The sequence below is a fragment of the Shimia ponticola genome, from assembly GCF_007995215.1.
GTDB lineage: Bacteria > Pseudomonadota > Alphaproteobacteria > Rhodobacterales > Rhodobacteraceae > Shimia_B > Shimia_B ponticola.
Genome location: NZ_VCDK01000003.1, coordinates 19,012 through 36,995, shown reverse-complemented (window position 1 = coordinate 36,995; position 17,984 = coordinate 19,012). Strand labels below are relative to the sequence as shown.

The window sequence follows — 17,984 nt, the reverse complement described above, 5'->3', positions numbered from 1 at the left end:
TCAAGGGGCCCAATGAACTGTTGCGTTGCGCAAGACGACCGAAATTGGCGCCTCTTGGGGTGACAGAGTCTGCGCAGCATCCAGCGCAGCACGTTTTTCGTCGCCAGTGATTACCACATGCGTTGTCATGGCGCCGGCCAAGACCGATGCCGTCAGGGTGATCCGGGGTTCTGGCGCGCCCGGCGCGCGCATGGCCATCAAGGCAGGCGCGGTTGGCTCAAGCGCCGCTGCCAGATTGTCAGCACCCGGAAAGAGTGAGGCGGTGTGCATATCGGCGCCCATACCCAACAACAGCACTGAAATCGGCATTTCTCGCTCAACGGCTGCAATCAGATCTGGCAAGGCGTCCTCCGGGGCGTCAGCCTCGGCGTAAAGCGGGACATAATGCGCCTCGGCAGCGCGGTTTTGAAACAGCCGCGCGCGCAAAAGGCCAGTATTCGAACGCGGACTGTCCTCTGGTACCCAGCGTTCGTCGCTGAGCATGACATGCACGCGGTCCCAATCAAGCGCCGCGGCGCACAGATTGTCAAAGATCGGCCCCGGCGTCGTGCCGCCCGGCACCACGAAACTGGCAGTGTCGTGGTGCAGCAAACAGCTTTCCAGATCGCCAGCCAGTTGGTTGGCGAGGTCGATCATCATCATGTCGCGGTCTGCGTAGGTTTCCAATTTCATCCCTTCACCTCGCGCCATTGGCGATTGTCACGATGCATCAGAGCATGAGCGTCCAGTGGCCCCATGGATCCGGTGTCATACGGTTTTGGCACGTCATTGCGCGCCTCCCACCCCGCAATCAACGGATCGGTCCATTCCCATGCGGCTTCGACCTCATCTCCGCGCATGAACAGAGTCTGATTTCCGCGGATCACATCCATGATCAGTCTTTCATAGGCTTCTGGTGCTTCGGCCTCCGGTCCCAATGCCTCGGCAAAGGTCATATCCAACGGCACGTTGACCAAGCGCATGCCGCCGGGTCCCGGTTCCTTGATGGTCACATCAAGCGTGATGCCTTCGTTTGGCTGAAGCTGGATCGCCAGCACGTTATTGCCATCCTCGACCGGCCCAAAGATCGAATGCGCGATCGGCTTAAAGACAACAGCGATCTCAGAGGCACGCGTGGTCATGCGCTTGCCCGTCCGCAGGTAAAACGGCACGCCCGCCCAACGGAAATTAGCGATATGCGTTTTGAGCGCGACAAAGCTTTCGGTATGGCTGCGTGGGTTTTCGGCGTCGTCACGGTAGGACGGCGTTTCGTCGCTGGCATCGTACTGTCCCCGCACCATTTGATGCGGCTCGACAGGTTGCAGCGCCCGGATGACCTTCAGCTTTTCGTCCCGCACGGCGTCCGGCTCGAATTGGCTCGGTGGTTCCATGGCGATCAGACACAGCAGCTGCATCAAGTGGTTTTGCACCATGTCGCGCATCGCGCCAGAACGGTCATAATAGGTGCCACGCCCGCCGACCCCCACGGTTTCGGCGACAGTGATTTGGATGTGATCGATGTATTTCGCGTTCCACAACGGCTCGAACAGAACATTGCCAAAGCGAACCGCCATCAGGTTCTGAACTGTTTCTTTCCCAAGGTAATGATCAATCCGATAGATCTGACCTTCGTCAAAGAAATCCGACAGTGTCGCGTTCAGAGCCTTTGCAGTTTCAAGGTCGCGGCCAAACGGCTTTTCCACGACGATCCGACTGGTCGCATCAGTGATGTCGTGTTGGTGCAGTCTTTTTGCCAGATCGCCAAACAGGCTGGGTGCGACCGAGAAATAGAACGCATTGACCAATTGCTTGCGAACTAGCCCAGCCAGCTCGGGCCAACCGGCATCCCCTTTTGCGTCGATTGCGACATATTCAAGCTGAGCAAGAAAGGCTGGAAGCTCATCCTTGTCTTGAAGGTCAGGACCTCCAAATTCGGCAATGGCATCCTTGACCAGGTCGCGGAAACCGTCGCTGTCTATGTCGGAGCGCGCCGCGCCAATGATCCGCGATGTCGACGGCATTTGTCCCGCGATAAAGCGGCGAAACAGACCCGGCAGGATTTTGCGCCGTGCGAGGTCCCCTGTGCCGCCAAAGATCACAAGGTCGAAGTCGTCGACCGGAATGACTTTGGATACCATGCGAAGTCTCCGTGCTTGTTCGACCGCCAATTCAGCGATCTAGAAGATCATAAACGCCGCACTCAAACTGTTAGCGGTAACGGCGCGTGCCTTGTGTGGCATTTTTCACGGTCTGTCTAGACGACTCGTCAATATTCACAAAGCCGTGGGGCCAAAGTGCTGGTCTTTTCACTGCTGCAACAACATCGTAGGCAGTCGGAGCTATCCGAGTAGACCGGATACGAACGCCGGGGAGTGATAAATGAAAGATATGCCAAACGCCGCCGCCAATGTTGGCAAATTCATTGACCCTCTGGTGACCGCCAAGGGCGAAGAGCGCGCGCGTGTGGCATTGAGCAATCCTCAAACGCTTTGGTTCAATACCGGAACGCTGTGCAACATCGAATGCGTGAACTGCTATATCGACAGCAGTCCGACCAATGATGCGCTGGTCTATATCACGGCTGACGAAGTGCAGACCTATCTGGATGAGGCCCAAGAGCGTGATTGGGGTCTGCGCGAGATCGCCTTTACGGGTGGCGAGCCCTTCATGAACCCCGAGATGATCGAAATCCTGCGTCGCTCCCTTGCCGCAGGTTATGAAGTTTTGGTCCTAACAAACGCCATGTTGCCGATGATGCGCAAAAAGATGCGCGAAGGATTGCTGGAACTGAATGGTGACTTCCCGGGCAAACTCACGCTGCGCATCTCGCTCGACCATCACCAGAGGTCAGAGCATGATCAAATGCGTGGCGATGGGGCCTTTAACAAATCGCTAATCGGAATGGATTGGTTGCGCGACAACGGGTTTCAGATGGCGGTCGCGGGACGCACCATCTGGGGGGAAACCGACGCCGAGGCGCGCGCCGGGTTTGCCACGCTCTTTGAGGAACGGGGCTATGCGATTGATGCCTCACATCCCGGCCAGACGGTCCTGTTCCCAGAGATGGACGAAAGCGTCGAGGTGCCAGAGATCACCACGGCCTGCTGGGGTATCTTGAACAAGTCACCAGACGCCATGATGTGCGCGTCATCGCGCATGGTTGTAAAGCGCAAGGGTGCGGGCAAAACCAGCGTCCTAGCCTGTACATTGCTGCCCTACTCGCCCGAGTTCGAACTTGGCAGCACTCTTGCCGAAGCTGAGCGGGACGTTGCGTTGAACCACCCGCACTGCGCCAAGTTCTGCGTTCTCGGCGGGGCCAGCTGCTCGGCCTAGGCCTGCAATTCGCTGTCCCAATAGAGGAAGTCCATCCAGCTTTCATGCAGGTAATTCGGAGGAAACTTGCGCCCCATGTTGCGCAACTCTTCTGACGCCGGTTGACGCGGCGGCTTGAGCAGCGACAGGCCTGACTGTTTAAGGCTGCGCGATCCCTTTTTCAGGTTGCATCTGGAACATGCCGCAACCACGTTTTCCCAGCTTGTGACCCCACCCCGCGCGCGCGGGACAACGTGATCGAACGTCAGGTCGCCTTTGGCGCCGCAATACTGGCAGGAGAATTCGTCCCTTAGAAAAAGATTAAAGCGCGTGAAGGCCACGCGCTTTTGCGGTTTGACATAGTCTTTGAGGACAACGACCGAAGGTATCCTGATCTGGATCGACGGGCTTCGGACATATTCGTCATACTCTGCCACGATATCCACGCGGTCGAGCCACGCCGCCTTGATGGCATCTTGCCACGGCCAAAGCGATAACGGGTAATATGAAAGAGGACGATAATCCGCGTTTAGAACAAGGGCTGGATGCTGCTTTAGCGCCGTCGGTTGGCGCACAAAATCAGTCCTGAATTCTTCTGCCATGCGGGACTCCCCCTCCGCTCGCGACACACCGCCTCGGCACGGGCCTTGATTGGCAACTTAGGACCCGCGTCCTTGCTTACAACTGGACTATATAGGGGCTTTTGAAGCTGGCAACCCCCGCATGTAGACCAATCACAGCCTGCGACGCTGTGCATAAAAACGGACTGCAACAGGGATGTGACAGATCAGCTATAGCCCAGCCGATCACGCATGAAGGCCAGCGCCACTTGCAACCCGTCGGGCGCAATTCCGTGTGCCGTACCTTTCATGATGTGGGCGTAGACATCCGTAAACCCGGCGTCCTGCAAACCTTGGGCGGCGGCAGGCAGGCTCTGAGGCGGAACAACATCATCCTGATCGCCATGCACAAGCAGCACGGGCATGCGCGATTGGGTTTCATCGCCAAGAAGTTCAGGCTCGAGCAAGCGACCGGAAAAGGCGACGATCCCTGCGATGGGATCTTCACGCCGCGGCGCGACATGAAGCGACATCATCGTGCCTTGCGAGAACCCGAACAGCAGAACCTGTTCCGGCAGCAGATCGTGATCGACCATCAGGGCATCAAGGTAGGCGTTGAGATCAGCGGCAGCAGCGCGCAGACCTGCGGCAGCGTCCTCTTCTGACGATCCGTCAATCCATGGGATCGGAAACCATTGATATCCAAACGGCATGCCCGGAATGCTTTCGGGCGCGTCGGGAGACACGAACATGGTATCTGGCAAATGCTCGCCAAGAGGATCAGCAAGCCCGAGCAGATCAGCCCCGTTCGCACCATAGCCATGAACAAAAACGACAGCGGACCGCAGCTCGCCTGAGACTGGCTCTCGGATTTCAGATTGCAGAACGCGTGTCATGTGACCCCCTCGCGAGATTTCTGGTGTGCGTAGTAGGCCCATAGGATGCGCGCGGCAACCGATCTCCACGGGTGCCATGCGACAGACATTTTGCGCAGCTCCGCCTCGGTTGGGCGCGTCGGCAATCCATAGAGCATACGCGCGCCCTCTTGCAGCGCCAGATCACCGGCGGCAAAGGCGTCGGCGCGACCCAAAGAGAATTTGACGTAAATCTCCGCTGTCCATTGGCCGATACCGGTCACTGCCGTGAGCTGCTGAATAACTTCTGCACTGTCCAGTTTCCGCAGGGCTGCAAAGTCCAACCGCGCGGCGGCCAGTGCGCGTGCATATCTGATCTTGGGTCGGCTCAGCCCCACCGATTGCAAGTCGCCATCCGTTGCGGTGTCGATCGCCCGTTCCGATGTTAACCCAGCCGTCTGCATCCTTGCCCAGATCGCAGATGCCGATGCTACAGAAACCTGCTGCGAGACGATGGCCTGAAGAAGCGTCTCGAATCCATCTGATTTCAGGCGCAAGGGTAGCGGCGCGACAAGCTGATAGGCGCGTGCCAAATCCGGATCGCGTGCGGCCAACCACTCTGCGCCTTCGAAAACGCAGCCGTCGTTAACGATCACACGCTCTTTCAAAGGTTCAGAACCCACTGCATAGCCTCATGAACCGTTCGCACGGTTTCGGCCCCGGTTGGCTTGGGACGATTGATCATGATCACCGGTATGCCCAATTCGCGTGCGGCCGTAAGCTTGGTCGAGCTGGCCGAACCACCGGCGTTTTTGACAATCAACCAGTCTACGCCCAGCTTTGAAAAAAGTGCGATCTCATCATCCACTGTAAACGGTGGACGCCCGACCAGGAATTCTCCACCTTCAAAGGGAAACGGCTGCGTTGGCGGATCAATCTGACGACAAATCACGCGCCGCCCACTTAAATTCTGAAATCTCTCCAAGGTTTGCCGACCTGTTGCAAGGAACACCGTTGCATCGGATGCGATGAGGCCTGCAGCCTCTTCTTCTTGGTCGACAAAATACCAAGTGTCGCCCGACATCGCCTGCCATGCTGGTCGCAATACTTGCACATATGGGATGCCAATCCGGGTGCAGACCTCAAAACTGCGCCGGGATATCCGATTGGCGAAAGGATGCGTCGCGTCCAGGACAGCGCGGACCCCATGGTCATGAAGATAGTTTTCAAAACCCGCCGCTCCGCCAAACCCGCCCACACGAGTGGGCACAGCAAGCTTGGTTGCATCACGGGTCGCTCCTGCAAGCGATGCAATCGTATCGATCCCATGGTGTGACAACTCTTTGGCAAGGGCGCGGCCCTCTTGTGTGCCAGCTAACAAGAGGATTTTGGTAGGCTTAGTCATGCCTTCGCCAATACGGTACCAGCCCGATCAATGACAACTACACTGACGTCGGTATCCGGCACGATCCGTTGCGCATTTTCTCGTGCCGTGGTGGCGACCCATTCGGCCATCGGCGGACCGATCCGAGCGAAGGCATCGAGCGCTGTGTTCGCCTGCCCTGCCTCGGCGCCGAAGCGGTGGGCAAGATCGGCAAAATTGACCTGTGACCGTGAGGAATGCAAATCCATGGCCCCTTGGGCAAGCTTCGTCAGCTTGCCAATGCCGCCGCCAATCGTCAGGCGCGGGATCGGATGGCGAGCCATGTATTTCAACATGCCGCCAGCGAAATCGCCCATGTCCAGCATCGCGTGATCAGGCAACCCGTGAAGGGTCTGCACCGTTGCTTCGGACGTCGCACCAGTACAGCCGGCCACGTGCTCGAGCCCATCGGCGCGGGCGACGTCAATACCCCTGTGGATCGAGGCGATCCACGCCGCACAGGAAAACGGACGCACGATGCCCGTTGTGCCGAGTATGGACAGACCACCCTTTATTCCCAGACGCGGGTTCCAGGTCCGAAGCGCAATCTCTTCTCCTCCGGGGATCGAGACCTGCACCGTTGCAGAAAACCCCTCTCCAAAAACCGACTGCATGGCTTGCGCAATCATCTCACGCGGCACTGGATTGATCGCAGGATCGCCCACAGGGACAGGCAAACCTGGCTTGGTGACCTGCCCCACACCCTCACCCGCCTTGAACCGAATACCATCGCCGCCCGGGGTGACACGCGAAATCACCAGCGCGCCATGGGTCACATCTGGATCATCGCCAGCGTCCTTTGTGATACCCACCTCGGCCCAGCCTTCCCCATGCGCGAGGTGGGCGATGGCAAAAACCGGCGTTTCACCGCGCGGGAGCGTGATCTGGACCTCTCGCAGAACCTGATCGGGGTCTCGCAACACCTGACACGCCGCCTTGGCTGCGGCGGCAGCGCAGGCTCCGGTGGTCCAGCCACGCCTAAGGTCTTGATCCGGTTTGCGTCCCATTGCGCGGACTATATGAAGCGCTCGACCCGCCGTCGACACTGACTTGACCTCTATTCGCTCTGCGAATTTTGGCGCAACGCGGCGCACTTACGTCGTTTGTCCACTTAACAGGGCCGAAGATCAGGCGTATCACGGCGCCATGACAAATACCCTGCCCGCCCATCCAGACGCCACATGGCCCGAGCTTTTGCCCGGATGGGTTTGGCTTTGCGGAGCGGGACCCGGTGATCCCGGACTTTTGACGCTGCATGCGCTGAACGCACTGCAACAGGCAGATGTCGTGATTTACGACGCCCTTGTGGGCGATGGCATTCTGCGCTGGGCGCCGCAGGCGGAATTGATCTATGCGGGCAAACGCGGCGGCAAACCCTCTCCGAAACAGCGTGACATCTCGCTGAGGCTGGTGGAATTGGCACGTGCCGGCAAACGCGTCTTGCGGCTCAAAGGCGGCGACCCCTTTGTCTTTGGGCGCGGCGGAGAAGAGGCGCAGACCCTTGTCCAACACGGGATTCCGATGCGCATCATTCCCGGCATCACCGCCGGGATCGGTGGTCTGGCCTATGCCGGCATCCCTGTCACGCATCGTGATGTAAACCAGTCGGTGACGTTCGTAACAGGCCATGACCAATCCGGAGAAGCGACCGGCTCGCTGGATTGGGAAGGTATTGCGCGCGGGTCACAGATGATTGTGATTTACATGGGTATGAAGCATCTCGCTCATATCACCGAGCGGTTGATGGACGCCGGACGCCCGGCCTCGGAACCTGTGGGCATCGTGACCTCGGCGGCGACGGCGGACCAGCACGTGTTGGAAACAACTCTCTCACAGGCGGTCGAAGACAGCGCGCGTGCCGGGCTACAGCCCCCAGCGATCATCTGCGTTGGTCGTGGCGTTTTGATGCGTCAGGCCTTGGACTGGCAGGCCATCGCGCAGGGTCAACCGGTGCGGGATGTTGACCCATTGGGCCGTGGAAGACCGGCTGAAAGCGCGTGAAAGCGATTCTGATTGCCGCGCCGCAATCCGGCAGCGGTAAGACCACCGTCACACTTGGGCTCTTGCGCGCCTTGGCCAAGTCCGGTGCAGACATTCGCAGCGTGAAGCTCGGCCCAGATTACATTGATCCTACCTTTCACGCAGCAGCAACGGGACAGCCTGCCCTGAACCTCGACCCCTGGGCGATGTCACCCACGCTGCAACATGCGGTTCTTTCCGGCGCGAGTCCTCTGGTAATTGAAAGCGCCATGGGGCTGTTTGACGGCGCTGGGCAGTCCGGCAAGGCATCAGCAGCTGAGGTCGCCAAGGCACACGATATCCCGGTGTTACTGGTTATCGATTGCGCGCGACAATCACACTCTGTCGCCGCTATGGTTCATGGTTTCACCCGCTTCGATCCCGACATTCGTTTTCACGGTCTGATCTTGAACAACGTCGGCTCTGAGCGGCATGAGGTGATGCTGCGCAACGCGCTCTCGGCACAAAACGTCCCGATCCGTGCGGTCCTCAGACGCGATAAAACCCTCGCTCAGCCCAGTCGCCATCTTGGCTTGGTCCAAGCATCAGAGCGGGAGGATTTGCCGATTTGGTTGGACCGGTTGGCTGATTGGTTATCCAACGCCGCCGATCCAACGGATTTGCTGGCCGACTGGCAGCCACCGAGTGAGCGAAGAATTCACATCAATCCACCTGCGCAAAATATTGCTATCGCTCAAGATATTGCATTCTCATTCATGTATCCGCACCTTGTTCGGGCTTGGCAAAACGCAGGTGCGCGCATCGAACACTTTTCGCCGTTGCGGGATGATGCTGTCCCGGAGTGCGACCTTGTGTTCCTGCCGGGGGGATATCCTGAATTACACGCAGGTCGATTGGCGTCCAATGAGGTCTTCTTAAAGTCTCTGAGAAATGCATCGGAACACACTGATATTTATGGTGAATGTGGCGGATACATGGCCCTTGGCGACGGGATAGAAGACAGTCACGGCGATCGCCACCAGATGGCCGGATTGCTCCGCCTTGAGACAAGCTTCGCGCGCCCGACGCGGCATCTGGGGTATCGACGCTTGTCCGCATCTTCTGGACCGATGGCGGGAAACTGGACGGGGCATGAATTCCATCATTCCAATACCTTATCCTCGATTGGTGATCCACTTTTTGCCGCAGAAGATGCAGACGGCACCACGCTTGCGCCGATGGGTTTGAGGCGTGACCGCGTCTATGGGTCCTACGCGCACGTCATCGCGCCACTGGACGAAAACAACAGACAGGCGTAGGCGTTTTGCGCATGACGACAGCCGTAGATGACACCCGCGCAAAGCGTAACGTTTGGGTCCTTGTGACCGCGCAGGCCGTGCTTGGTAGCCAGATCACAATGATCTTTGTCATTGGCGGTTTGGCAGGCCAAATGATGGCACCGAACCCCTGCCTCGCAACCCTGCCGATTTCGCTGATTGTCTTTGGCTCCATGACGACCGCCCCATGGCTGAGCCGCGTGATGCAATGGCAAGGGCGCAAGATGGGCTTTCTGATCGGATCGACCGGCGGACTCATCGGCGCGCTGATCGGTGCCTATGGCCTGTCCATTGGGAATTTCTGGGTGCTTCTGATCGGCTCTTACATGACTGGCATGTATATGTCGGCGCAAGGTTTCTATCGCTTTGCGGCGGCTGACACGGCGTCCGACGAATACCGCCCCAAAGCCATTTCCTACGTGATGGCTGGCGGCCTGTTGTCTGCGCTCTTGGGACCGCAACTCACCAAGGTGACCAATGACCTTTTCGCGGTTCCATTCCTCGGGACTTACTTGATTGCTGCCGGCATCAACCTGATTGGCATGGTGCTGTTCTTTTTGTTGGACATTCCAAAACCTCAGAAGTCGACAACCCAGATCGATCAGGGCCGCAGCACTTGGGAAATGCTGAAAACTCCACGCATTGCCGTGGCCGTGATCTGCGCGATGGTGGCCTATGCGCTAATGAACCTTGTCATGACGTCCACACCGATTGCTGTGGTGGGCTGTGGCTTTACCCCGGGGAACGCCGCAGACATCGTGTCAGCCCATGTCATCGCAATGTTTGCGCCGTCCTTCTTTACAGGACACCTGATCGCGCGCTTTGGCGTGGACCGCATTGTGGGCATTGGCCTTGCAACCCTGGCGTTAGCAGGCATCGTGGCGCTGTCAGGCGTTGAATTGGGCCATTTTTTCCTCGCGCTGGTGCTTCTTGGTATCGGTTGGAACTTTGGCTTTATCGGTGCGACCGCGATGCTGACGGCGAACCACACCCCTGCAGAACGTGGACGTATCCAAGGCGTCAATGATGCCATTGTCTTTGGCTGTGTGACGCTGGCATCTTTGGCCTCTGGCGGTTTGATGAATTGTGCTGGCGGCGATGTGGTTGAAGGCTGGAACGCCGTGAACCTCGCAATGGTGCCGTTCCTTGCCCTTGCGGGTGGTTCGCTGATCTGGGTTGTCTTTAACGGACGCCGCGTGGCGGCTTAGGCCCCAAACACGGTCGCCTTGAGCAATAGCATCGACCGTTGATGTGGCGCAGGCTCTTCGAGCCGGTCCAAGACGGCTTCGGGGGCGCGGGCGGCACGTCGCAAGATCGATTTTGCCAAAAACGCCTCACGGCATTCTGGTTGGCGTGAGCTTGGGCGCAATGCTTTGAGCCCCAACTCAATGAAAGCCACCAAATCATCGCGTGACGCGGTCGGTAACGGGCGCCGCCCATGCGCGATCAACGCTGGCACGGCCACAAGAAACCGCGCCAAACCCACACCAAAACCTTTGTCGCTCAGATCGGTATCACGTCCCATGCAAAGCGCCGCGGCAGACATCAACACACCAGACGTGTCTTCAAGATACCTGCGCAAATCATCCCAGCTTTCGAACGGATCGCGGTAGACGTCCCACCGGCGTGCGGCAATGGCCCGATCGGCCAGACGCGCAGCATCCGGTGTCATGACTTCGGCCAAGGGTGTCGTGACCTCATGCCGCCTGACGGAATGACCTTCGGCAATTTCTTCAAGTACGTCGCGCCACCATTGCAGTCGCATCTCGGCGATCATCGCTTCCTGGGTGACCCAAGGCGCGCGGGCAACTTCGACATTCATGGCATAGATCGGCATTAAAACCTGACGCGCGGCCAGCGGCACAGACATCGCTGCCTGAAACCGCTCGGGGTCGCCACGCTCAACGATGCGGGCGCAAGCTTCAAACGACATATGACAGGTCCCTTATCGCGGGTGCTGGAAGCGTTCGCATATAAGTCATGCGTTTGCCCCGGACTCCTGAAGCAGTTTCCACTTGATCGAGTCCAGCAGCGCCTCAAACGACGCATCAACGATGTTCGCACTGACGCCCACGGTGGACCAACGACGGCCTTGCCCATCTTCGCTGTCGATGATCACGCGCGTGACAGCTTCTGTTCCGCCATCCGTGATGCGAACCTTGAAATCGACAAGCCGCATATCCGCGATGCAATCCTGATACCGACCCAAGTCCTTGGACAAGGCTTTGGACAGCGCGTTCACTGGGCCACGGTCGTTACCGGTTTCGTCATGGCTTTCGCTTACGCTCAGCTTTTTGTCGCCATCGACCTTCACGACAACGACGGCCTCAGAGATGCTGACCATCTCGTCATACTTGTTCTTGCGCCTTTCAACGGTCACACGGTAGCGCTTGACCTCAAAGAACTCGGGCAATCGACCCAACTCATCCAGCGCCATGAGCTCGAACGACGCCTGCGCCGTATCATAGGCGTATCCCGCCGCCTCGCGCGCCTTGATCTCTTCCAATATACGGCCGAGCGCGGCGTCATTTTTCGGCACATCAATCCCGGCATCTGCGAGTCGTTTGCGCAGGTTCGACTGCCCCGCCTGATTTGACATCGGGATGACCCGGTCATTACCAACGACCGCAGGATCAATGTGTTCGTATGTCGACGGGTCCTTCAGCAACGCCGACACATGCAGCCCGGCCTTGTGCGCAAAGGCCGATGCGCCGGTAAAAGGACGGTTCCGTTGTGGCACGCGATTGAGTATATCATCCAGCTGCCGCGAAATCCGTGTGAGCGACGGCAGGCTATCCAGCGAAACACCTGTTTCAAACTGGCTTGCGAAAGGTTCTTTCAGCAAGAGAATGGGGATCACACTGGTGAGCGAGGCATTTCCACACCGCTCACCCAGCCCATTCAGTGTTCCTTGAATTTGTCGAACACCCGCCAAGACAGCCGCAAGCGTCCCAGCGACCGCGTTTTCGGTGTCGTTATGCGTATGGATGCCCAACTGATCACCCGGTACGCCACGGCTAATCAGGTCAGAGACGATGTCGCTGATTTCCTGTGGCAACGTCCCGCCATTGGTATCGCATAGCGCCACCCAGCGCGCGCCAGCATCCAGCGCGGTTTTGATGCAGGCCGTTGCGTATTCGGGGTTGGCTTTGAACCCATCAAAGAAGTGTTCGGCGTCAAAGATCGCTTCGCGACCATCGGCCACGATATGCGCCACTGATGCCCGGATGCTTTCAAGGTTTTCCTCAAGCGACACGCCAAGCGCTTCGGTGACGTGATAATCATGGCTTTTGCCAACAAGGCAGACCGTACGCGTTCCAGCATTCATGACAGCTGCAAGAACATCGTCATTTTCGGCCGATCGCCCGGCCCTTTTGGTCATGCCAAAGGCCGTGAACTTGGCGCGGGTTTGCGGCGGGTTCTCGAAAAATTCGCTATCAGTCGGGTTCGCACCGGGCCAACCGCCTTCGATATAGTCGATCCCAAGCTCATCTAAGGCGCGCGCGATTGCGTGCTTTTCAGTCGTCGAGAATTGCACACCTTGCGTCTGTTGCCCGTCACGCAGGGTCGTATCGAAAAGGTAAAGCCGCTCAGCCATGGTCGTATCCCTCCCGCGGCAGGCCCAACGTATCGAAGCCAGTGCTCACGCCAGCCCCTCCAGTTTTGCAGCATCGAAGCCGGCTCCGGGCACAAGCTCAACACCGGCTTTCGACATCCGCACCTCGATCCCGGCCTCGACCAGCGCCGACTTCAACCGATCCACTTCGCTGAAATCCTTGGTTTCCATGGCCGCCGCGCGCGCTTTGGTGAGTTTGTCCTCTAAGCCACTCAAGTCCACATCAGGCGCTGCGTCCCATCCACCAAGTTCAGGTGTCAGTAGGCCGATCAAATTAGCCGATGCCAGCAATGCCTCCGCATCGTGCGCCTTGGCCAGTTCCCGCAGACGCGCCAAAGCACCTGCCGTGTTCAGATCGTTTGCGACCGCAGCCAAAACCTCTGCATCGACCGAACCCGGCGTGACGCCATCTGTCAGTTTACGCCAATCCCGAAGGGTCGCTTCGGCCTCGGCACGTTTGCGATCTGTCCAGTCCATCGGCTTGCCGTAATGGGTCCCCAGAAACACCATCCGAATGACCTCACCCGGCACGCCCTGATCCAACAGGTCGCGCACCGTAAAGAAATTGCCCAATGACTTGGACATTTTCTTGCCTTCGACCTGCAACATCTCGTTATGCATCCAGACGCGTGCAAATTCGCCCTCGGGATGCGCACAGCAGCTTTGTGCGATTTCATTTTCGTGGTGCGGGAATTGAAGATCATTTCCGCCGCCATGAATGTCAAAGCTATCCCCGAACAGGTCCGCAGACATTGCCGAACATTCGATGTGCCATCCCGGACGCCCCCGCCCCCATGGGCTGTCCCATCCCGGGACATCATCTGTGGAAGGCTTCCAAAGGACGAAATCCATAGGGTTCCGTTTATACGGGGCCACTTCGACCCGTGCGCCTGCGATCATGTCATCGACGGACCGCCCCGACAAAGTCCCGTAATCTGCGTAGCTTTCGACCGAAAACAGCACGTGGCCTTCCGCGGCATAAGCGTGACCCTTTTCGATCAGATCCGAAATCATCGCAATCATCTGATCGACATAGGCAGTCGCACGGGGCATGAGGGTGGGTTCCAAAGCACCCACGGCCGCCATGTCATCCAAATACCACTGAGTGGTTTCTGCCGTGATCTGCGCAATGTCGCGACCGGTGGCTTCTGCCCGGTCAATGATCTTGTCGTCGATATCGGTGAAGTTCCGGGCGTATGAGACATGACCTGCCCCATAAACGTGACGCAACAACCTGAACAAAACATCAAAGACGATCACCGGGCGCGCATTGCCGATGTGTGCACGGTCATAAACGGTTGGGCCACAGACATACATGCGCAAGTTCTTTGGATCGATCGGTTCAAAGACCTCTTTTTTGCGGGTCTTGGTATTGCGCAAGGTGATCTGTGTCATGGAATAGGCCTATGTCGGACGCGCCTGAGCGGTGCAGGCTGATTAACCGGGGTGTGAAGCTTGGGAAAGGTCAGACAACGTCGAATTTTGCCCGAAGACGGGCTGCGGGACAGTTCAGCAACAAATACAAATCAGACGGGTCATATGGATTGGATAGAGGTTTTAGGCCTTTGCGTCCAGATCGACCGCAATTAGCCTGCAAGACATGACACGGGATTTGACAGATGGGGTCTGCTCGGCCCTGCCGGGCGCTGAATGGGCCGATCACCGGGACGGGTCACATGACGCCTGGAAGGTTGGCGGCAAGATGTTTGCGACCATCGGAATGATGAACGATGGCGTCAGCGTCAAAACACCTAACATTGAAACAGCGCAATTTCTGATCGAATTGGGGCGCGCTATCAAGGCCCCGTATTTTCACCGCTCTTGGGTGCGCATTCCGTGGGGTCATGTGCCTGATGACGAGCTTCAAGATCGGATTTTGACGTCGTACCGTCTGGTCAGACAGAGCTTGCCCAAACGCGTGCAGGCCCAGTTACCCGCTTTGCCGGATTGAGCTGAAACATCGACACCAAAGGATCGCACGCATGCATGTGTCACGGACGCTGACCTCACTGACGGATGATGGCGACGATGGCTGGGGCCTGTTCTATGAGGCGCGCCGCCGCGTGGCTGCAGGTGAACCGATTGTCGAACTGACCATCGGCGAACATGACATCAAGACCCATCCGTCGATCCTTGCGGCCATGCACGCTTCGGCCACCGGCGGTCATCTAGGATATGCCAGCGTGCCTGGGACCCCTCAATTGCGTGACGCAGTTGCGCGGCGGGTTACGGAACGCACTGGTGTCGAGACGTACCGCGACAACGTTGTAATCACTCCAGGTGGGCAATCAGCGCTGTTTGCAAGCCATTTGGCGTGCCTGTCTTCGGGCGATGTCGGACTGTTCCTCGACCCTTACTACGCAACCTATCCCGGTTCGATCCGCGGCAGCGGCGCGGTCGCTCGTGCCGTTCCATGCCATGCACAAAACGGGTTTCAGCCGCGACTCTCAGACCTTGAGGCGGCGGCAAAGGGAGCAAAATCGCTTTTGATCAACACGCCGAATAATCCGACTGGCGTTGTCTATTCCAAAGAAACCGTGGCGATGCTTGGACAATTCGCAATCGATCACGATCTTTGGCTCATCTCTGACGAGGTTTACGACACGCAGGTTTGGGACGGCGCTCATGTTAGCCCAAGGGCCCTGCCCGGTCTGCAGGATCGGACATTGGTCATTGGGTCCATGTCAAAAAGCCATGCCATGACTGGTAGCCGTGTTGGCTGGGTCGTCGGCCCCAAAGATGTGATTGCCCATCTGATTAACTTGTCGACGCACACGACTTATGGCGTGCCGGGTTACATTCAGGATGCTGCGCTCTTTGCCTTGGATCAGGGTTTTGGGCTGGAACACGAAGTCAGCGCGCCATTTGCGCGGCGGCGCAAGCTCGCTCAGGACCTATTGGCAAAGCAGAATACCTTGGGCCTCGTTTCGTCGGGTGGCGCCATGTATCTGATGTTGGATGTTCGCGCGACTGGTCTTGATGGAGAGGCATTTGCGCAGGGATTGCTTGATAATCATCGGATCGCCGTCATGCCGGGGCGCAGCTTTGGTCAGGCCGCGGCAGGACATGTCCGCGTGGCCATGACCGTCGATGACGAACGCTTTGAAGGCGCTTTGAAAACCATGATCGACTACGCGCAAAACCTTGGTCGCGATTAGACAAGCGTGTCGCAAACAATCTGCCATCATGGCGGTATGTTTGCCGGATTCCAGACCGGGCTTTGCCCGATAACATTGACGGCGCGCACAATTGGCGCATCCCGTGGGCGCGCCGCGCGGGGCCGCCCCTGATCCTGTTTCGGACACCGACTTCAGGATAAAAGAAACAGGGATAATCCAATGAACATGATCGACAAACCTCGCACATCCGGCCGTGCAGGCGGGCGCGCCGCGCGCCGTGCTGCCCGCGCAGCCCCATTGACCGACAACCTGAAACCCGTGCGTCCGGGTCTGAGTGGCGGGACCTATAGACCCCTGACCGATGCTGGCGTGCAGCGCATCCATGAGGCCGCTTTGCAGTGTCTTGAGGAAATCGGCCTTGCCGATGCTCCGCAATCCGGCATCGACATTATGGTCAAAGCCGGAGCGATCCTGGGTGATGATGGGCGTCTGCGCTACCCGCGCGCCTTGGTCGAAGACGCCGTTGCCATGGCGGCAAAGACGATCACCCTGTATGGCCGGTCACCCGCATTCGACATGGAGCTTAGCGGCACGCGCGTTCACTATGGGACGGCAGGTGCGGCTGTTCACATGGTCGACATCGAAACCAACGACTATCGCGATAGCACAGTCCAAGATCTCTATGATGCCGCCCATCTGGTTCAGCACCTTGAGAACATCCACTTTCTACAAAGACCGATGGTCTGCCGTGACATCACCAACAATGATGAGTTGGACTACAACACCATCTACGCCTGCTGCCGTGGAACACTGAAGCATATCGGCACGAGCTTTGTCGAACCGCAATACGTGCCCCAAAGCCTTGAGATGCTGCACATGATTGCAGGCGGCGAAGACGCATGGCGCGCGCGGCCTTTCGTGTCGAACTCGAACTGTTTTGTTGTGCCCCCTATGAAATTCGCGACCGAAGCCTGCGAGGTCATGGAGGCCTGTATTCGGGGGGGGATGCCGGTCCTGTTGCTGAGCGCGGGCATGGCTGGCGCGACGGCTCCTGCGACGTTGGCTGGTGCGATCGTTCAGGCAACCGCCGAGTGTCTGGCCGGGCTTGTCTATGTCAACGCCATCTCGCCCGGGCATCCTGCCATCGTAGGGACTTGGCCGTTTGGTTTGGATTTACGCACAGGGGCGATGTCCGTTGGTTCTGGCGAGCAAGCTCTGCTCAGCGCCGGATGCGCACAGATGCATCAATTCTACGGTGTGCCAGGCGGCGCCGCCGGGGGTGCGTCCGACAGCAAGCTGCCAGATATGCAGGCCGGTTGGGAGCAGATGTGTTCGAACGTCATGACGGGACTGTCAGGTTTGAACATGGTTTATGAAGCCGCCGGAATGCACGCTTCGCTTTTGGGCTTTTGCCATGAAAGCCTGATCCTAGGGGACGATTTGATCGGTCAGGCGCAACGCTGTGTGCGCGGGATCGAGGTCACTGAGGATACCGTCGCAGTTGAAACCATCCGGAGCACCGTTTTGGGCTCTGACGGCACTGGCGGACCAGGCCACTATTTGGGCGCGGATCAGACACTGACCTTGATGCAAAAAGACTTTGTATATCCGACGCTTGGCGACAGAACCTCACCCAAAGAATGGGCGGAGAACGACAAGCCCGATTTGATCCAAAACGCGATCAAACGTAAAGAAGCGTTGTTGTCCACGCCAAGCCCAGCGGCCTTTGATCCACAATTGGATCGGTCGCTGAGAGAGGCGTTCAACATTCACCTGCCCGTCTAAAAAGCTCGGCGCAGGACCCCGTGCAGCAGCCAAGCCTCCG

General features: G+C 58.1%; 17 protein-coding genes. 7 read left to right on the top strand and 10 right to left on the bottom strand.

Translation table 11 applies throughout. The features are described from left to right. Together pgl and zwf are read right to left on the bottom strand one after the other, a co-directional pair. A complete protein-coding gene (gene pgl, locus FE702_RS03670; protein WP_147124921.1) occupies nt 1-672 on the bottom strand; it encodes a 6-phosphogluconolactonase in 672 nt (223 codons plus the stop codon). Beyond that, the gene (gene zwf / locus FE702_RS03665; protein WP_147124920.1) at nt 669-2,117 is read right to left on the bottom strand and encodes a glucose-6-phosphate dehydrogenase; all 1,449 of its coding nucleotides are present in this window, start codon (nt 2,115-2,117) and stop codon (nt 669-671) included. Before zwf ends, pgl begins: the two co-directional genes overlap by 4 nt. Before the next feature lie 241 nt (nt 2,118-2,358). Here zwf and FE702_RS03660 point away from each other — a divergent pair, with 241 nt between their 5' ends. Then, nucleotides 2,359-3,312 (top strand): radical SAM protein, encoded by a 954-nt coding sequence (locus tag FE702_RS03660; protein ID WP_147124919.1) that lies wholly within the window; start codon nt 2,359-2,361, stop codon nt 3,310-3,312. Here the strand turns inward: FE702_RS03660 and FE702_RS03655 are convergent. The 5 genes from FE702_RS03655 to FE702_RS03635 form a co-directional block, all read right to left on the bottom strand. Next, nucleotides 3,309-3,893 (bottom strand): HNH endonuclease, encoded by a 585-nt coding sequence (locus FE702_RS03655; protein WP_147124918.1) that lies wholly within the window; start codon nt 3,891-3,893, stop codon nt 3,309-3,311. The two genes, FE702_RS03660 and FE702_RS03655, sit on opposite strands and share 4 nt — an antisense overlap. Nucleotides 3,894-4,078: 185 nt before the next feature. After that, nucleotides 4,079-4,747 (bottom strand): alpha/beta hydrolase, encoded by a 669-nt coding sequence (locus tag FE702_RS03650; RefSeq protein ID WP_147124917.1) that lies wholly within the window; start codon nt 4,745-4,747, stop codon nt 4,079-4,081. Next, entirely contained in the window at nt 4,744-5,388 is a 645-nt protein-coding gene (locus tag FE702_RS03645; protein ID WP_255449576.1) for a DNA-3-methyladenine glycosylase family protein, read from the bottom strand. The genes FE702_RS03650 and FE702_RS03645 overlap by 4 nt, the downstream gene beginning before the upstream one ends. After that, complete coding sequence (locus FE702_RS03640; protein ID WP_147124916.1) at nt 5,370-6,110, bottom strand: cobalt-precorrin-6A reductase; 741 nt, start codon at nt 6,108-6,110, stop codon at nt 5,370-5,372. The genes FE702_RS03645 and FE702_RS03640 overlap by 19 nt, the downstream gene beginning before the upstream one ends. Further along, on the bottom strand, nt 6,107-7,135 hold the full coding sequence (locus tag FE702_RS03635) for a cobalt-precorrin-5B (C(1))-methyltransferase (protein WP_147124915.1): 1,029 nt from the start codon (nt 7,133-7,135) through the stop codon (nt 6,107-6,109). The genes FE702_RS03640 and FE702_RS03635 overlap by 4 nt, the downstream gene beginning before the upstream one ends. Before the next feature lie 139 nt (nt 7,136-7,274). On the opposite strand from FE702_RS03635, the gene cobA reads away from it, so the two are divergent. From cobA to FE702_RS03620, 3 genes are read left to right on the top strand one after another with little or no spacing between them, the layout of a single operon-like run. Next, nucleotides 7,275-8,129: a uroporphyrinogen-III C-methyltransferase gene (cobA, locus tag FE702_RS03630; protein ID WP_147124914.1), complete on the top strand. Its 855-nt coding sequence runs from the start codon at nt 7,275-7,277 to the stop codon at nt 8,127-8,129. Next, nucleotides 8,126-9,406 carry a cobyrinic acid a,c-diamide synthase CobB gene (locus FE702_RS03625; RefSeq protein WP_147124913.1) on the top strand — a complete coding sequence of 427 codons (1,281 nt, stop codon included), beginning with the start codon at nt 8,126-8,128 and terminating at the stop codon, nt 9,404-9,406. Before cobA ends, FE702_RS03625 begins: the two co-directional genes overlap by 4 nt. Nucleotides 9,407-9,417: 11 nt before the next feature. Continuing rightward, complete coding sequence (locus FE702_RS03620) at nt 9,418-10,632, top strand: MFS transporter (RefSeq protein ID WP_147124912.1); 1,215 nt, start codon at nt 9,418-9,420, stop codon at nt 10,630-10,632. Here the strand turns inward: FE702_RS03620 and FE702_RS03615 are convergent. The 3 genes from FE702_RS03615 to cysS are packed head-to-tail and all read right to left on the bottom strand — an operon-like array spanning nt 10,629 to nt 14,435. After that, on the bottom strand, nt 10,629-11,357 hold the full coding sequence (locus FE702_RS03615) for a squalene/phytoene synthase family protein (protein ID WP_147124911.1): 729 nt from the start codon (nt 11,355-11,357) through the stop codon (nt 10,629-10,631). The two genes, FE702_RS03620 and FE702_RS03615, sit on opposite strands and share 4 nt — an antisense overlap. 45 nt (nt 11,358-11,402) lie before the next feature. Further along, on the bottom strand, nt 11,403-13,022 hold the full coding sequence (gene cimA, locus FE702_RS03610; protein WP_147124909.1) for a citramalate synthase: 1,620 nt from the start codon (nt 13,020-13,022) through the stop codon (nt 11,403-11,405). A 45-nt stretch (nt 13,023-13,067) separates the two neighbouring features. Then, nucleotides 13,068-14,435 (bottom strand): cysteine--tRNA ligase, encoded by a 1,368-nt coding sequence (gene cysS / locus FE702_RS03605; RefSeq protein WP_147124908.1) that lies wholly within the window; start codon nt 14,433-14,435, stop codon nt 13,068-13,070. A 205-nt stretch (nt 14,436-14,640) separates the two neighbouring features. Between cysS and FE702_RS03600 the strand changes: the two genes are divergently transcribed. The 3 genes from FE702_RS03600 to FE702_RS03590 all read left to right on the top strand — a co-directional run bounded on the left by FE702_RS03600 (nt 14,641) and on the right by FE702_RS03590 (nt 17,944). Then, nucleotides 14,641-14,991: an MmcQ/YjbR family DNA-binding protein gene (locus FE702_RS03600; protein WP_147124906.1), complete on the top strand. Its 351-nt coding sequence runs from the start codon at nt 14,641-14,643 to the stop codon at nt 14,989-14,991. 31 nt (nt 14,992-15,022) lie between these two features. Beyond that, entirely contained in the window at nt 15,023-16,198 is a 1,176-nt protein-coding gene (locus tag FE702_RS03595) for a pyridoxal phosphate-dependent aminotransferase (protein ID WP_147124904.1), read from the top strand. 186 nt (nt 16,199-16,384) lie between these two features. Next, entirely contained in the window at nt 16,385-17,944 is a 1,560-nt protein-coding gene (locus FE702_RS03590; RefSeq protein ID WP_147126113.1) for a trimethylamine methyltransferase family protein, read from the top strand. Nucleotides 17,945-17,984 lie beyond the last annotated feature (40 nt).

Excerpts from the sequence above, each read along its gene's own strand:
- pgl (WP_147124921.1), bottom strand. The coding sequence starts at position 672 with ATGAAATTGGAAACCTACGCAGACCGCGACATGATGATGATCGACCTC.
- zwf (WP_147124920.1), bottom strand. The coding sequence starts at position 2,117 with ATGGTATCCAAAGTCATTCCGGTCGACGACTTCGACCTTGTGATCTTT.
- FE702_RS03660 (WP_147124919.1), top strand. The coding sequence starts at position 2,359 with ATGAAAGATATGCCAAACGCCGCCGCCAATGTTGGCAAATTCATTGAC.
- FE702_RS03655 (WP_147124918.1), bottom strand. The coding sequence starts at position 3,893 with ATGGCAGAAGAATTCAGGACTGATTTTGTGCGCCAACCGACGGCGCTA.
- FE702_RS03650 (WP_147124917.1), bottom strand. The coding sequence starts at position 4,747 with ATGACACGCGTTCTGCAATCTGAAATCCGAGAGCCAGTCTCAGGCGAG.
- FE702_RS03640 (WP_147124916.1), bottom strand. The coding sequence starts at position 6,110 with ATGACTAAGCCTACCAAAATCCTCTTGTTAGCTGGCACACAAGAGGGC.
- FE702_RS03635 (WP_147124915.1), bottom strand. The coding sequence starts at position 7,135 with ATGGGACGCAAACCGGATCAAGACCTTAGGCGTGGCTGGACCACCGGA.
- cobA (WP_147124914.1), top strand. The coding sequence starts at position 7,275 with ATGACAAATACCCTGCCCGCCCATCCAGACGCCACATGGCCCGAGCTT.
- FE702_RS03620 (WP_147124912.1), top strand. The coding sequence starts at position 9,418 with ATGACGACAGCCGTAGATGACACCCGCGCAAAGCGTAACGTTTGGGTC.
- FE702_RS03615 (WP_147124911.1), bottom strand. The coding sequence starts at position 11,357 with ATGTCGTTTGAAGCTTGCGCCCGCATCGTTGAGCGTGGCGACCCCGAG.
- cimA (WP_147124909.1), bottom strand. The coding sequence starts at position 13,022 with ATGGCTGAGCGGCTTTACCTTTTCGATACGACCCTGCGTGACGGGCAA.
- cysS (WP_147124908.1), bottom strand. The coding sequence starts at position 14,435 with ATGACACAGATCACCTTGCGCAATACCAAGACCCGCAAAAAAGAGGTC.
- FE702_RS03600 (WP_147124906.1), top strand. The coding sequence starts at position 14,641 with ATGACACGGGATTTGACAGATGGGGTCTGCTCGGCCCTGCCGGGCGCT.
- FE702_RS03595 (WP_147124904.1), top strand. The coding sequence starts at position 15,023 with ATGCATGTGTCACGGACGCTGACCTCACTGACGGATGATGGCGACGAT.
- FE702_RS03590 (WP_147126113.1), top strand. The coding sequence starts at position 16,385 with ATGATCGACAAACCTCGCACATCCGGCCGTGCAGGCGGGCGCGCCGCG.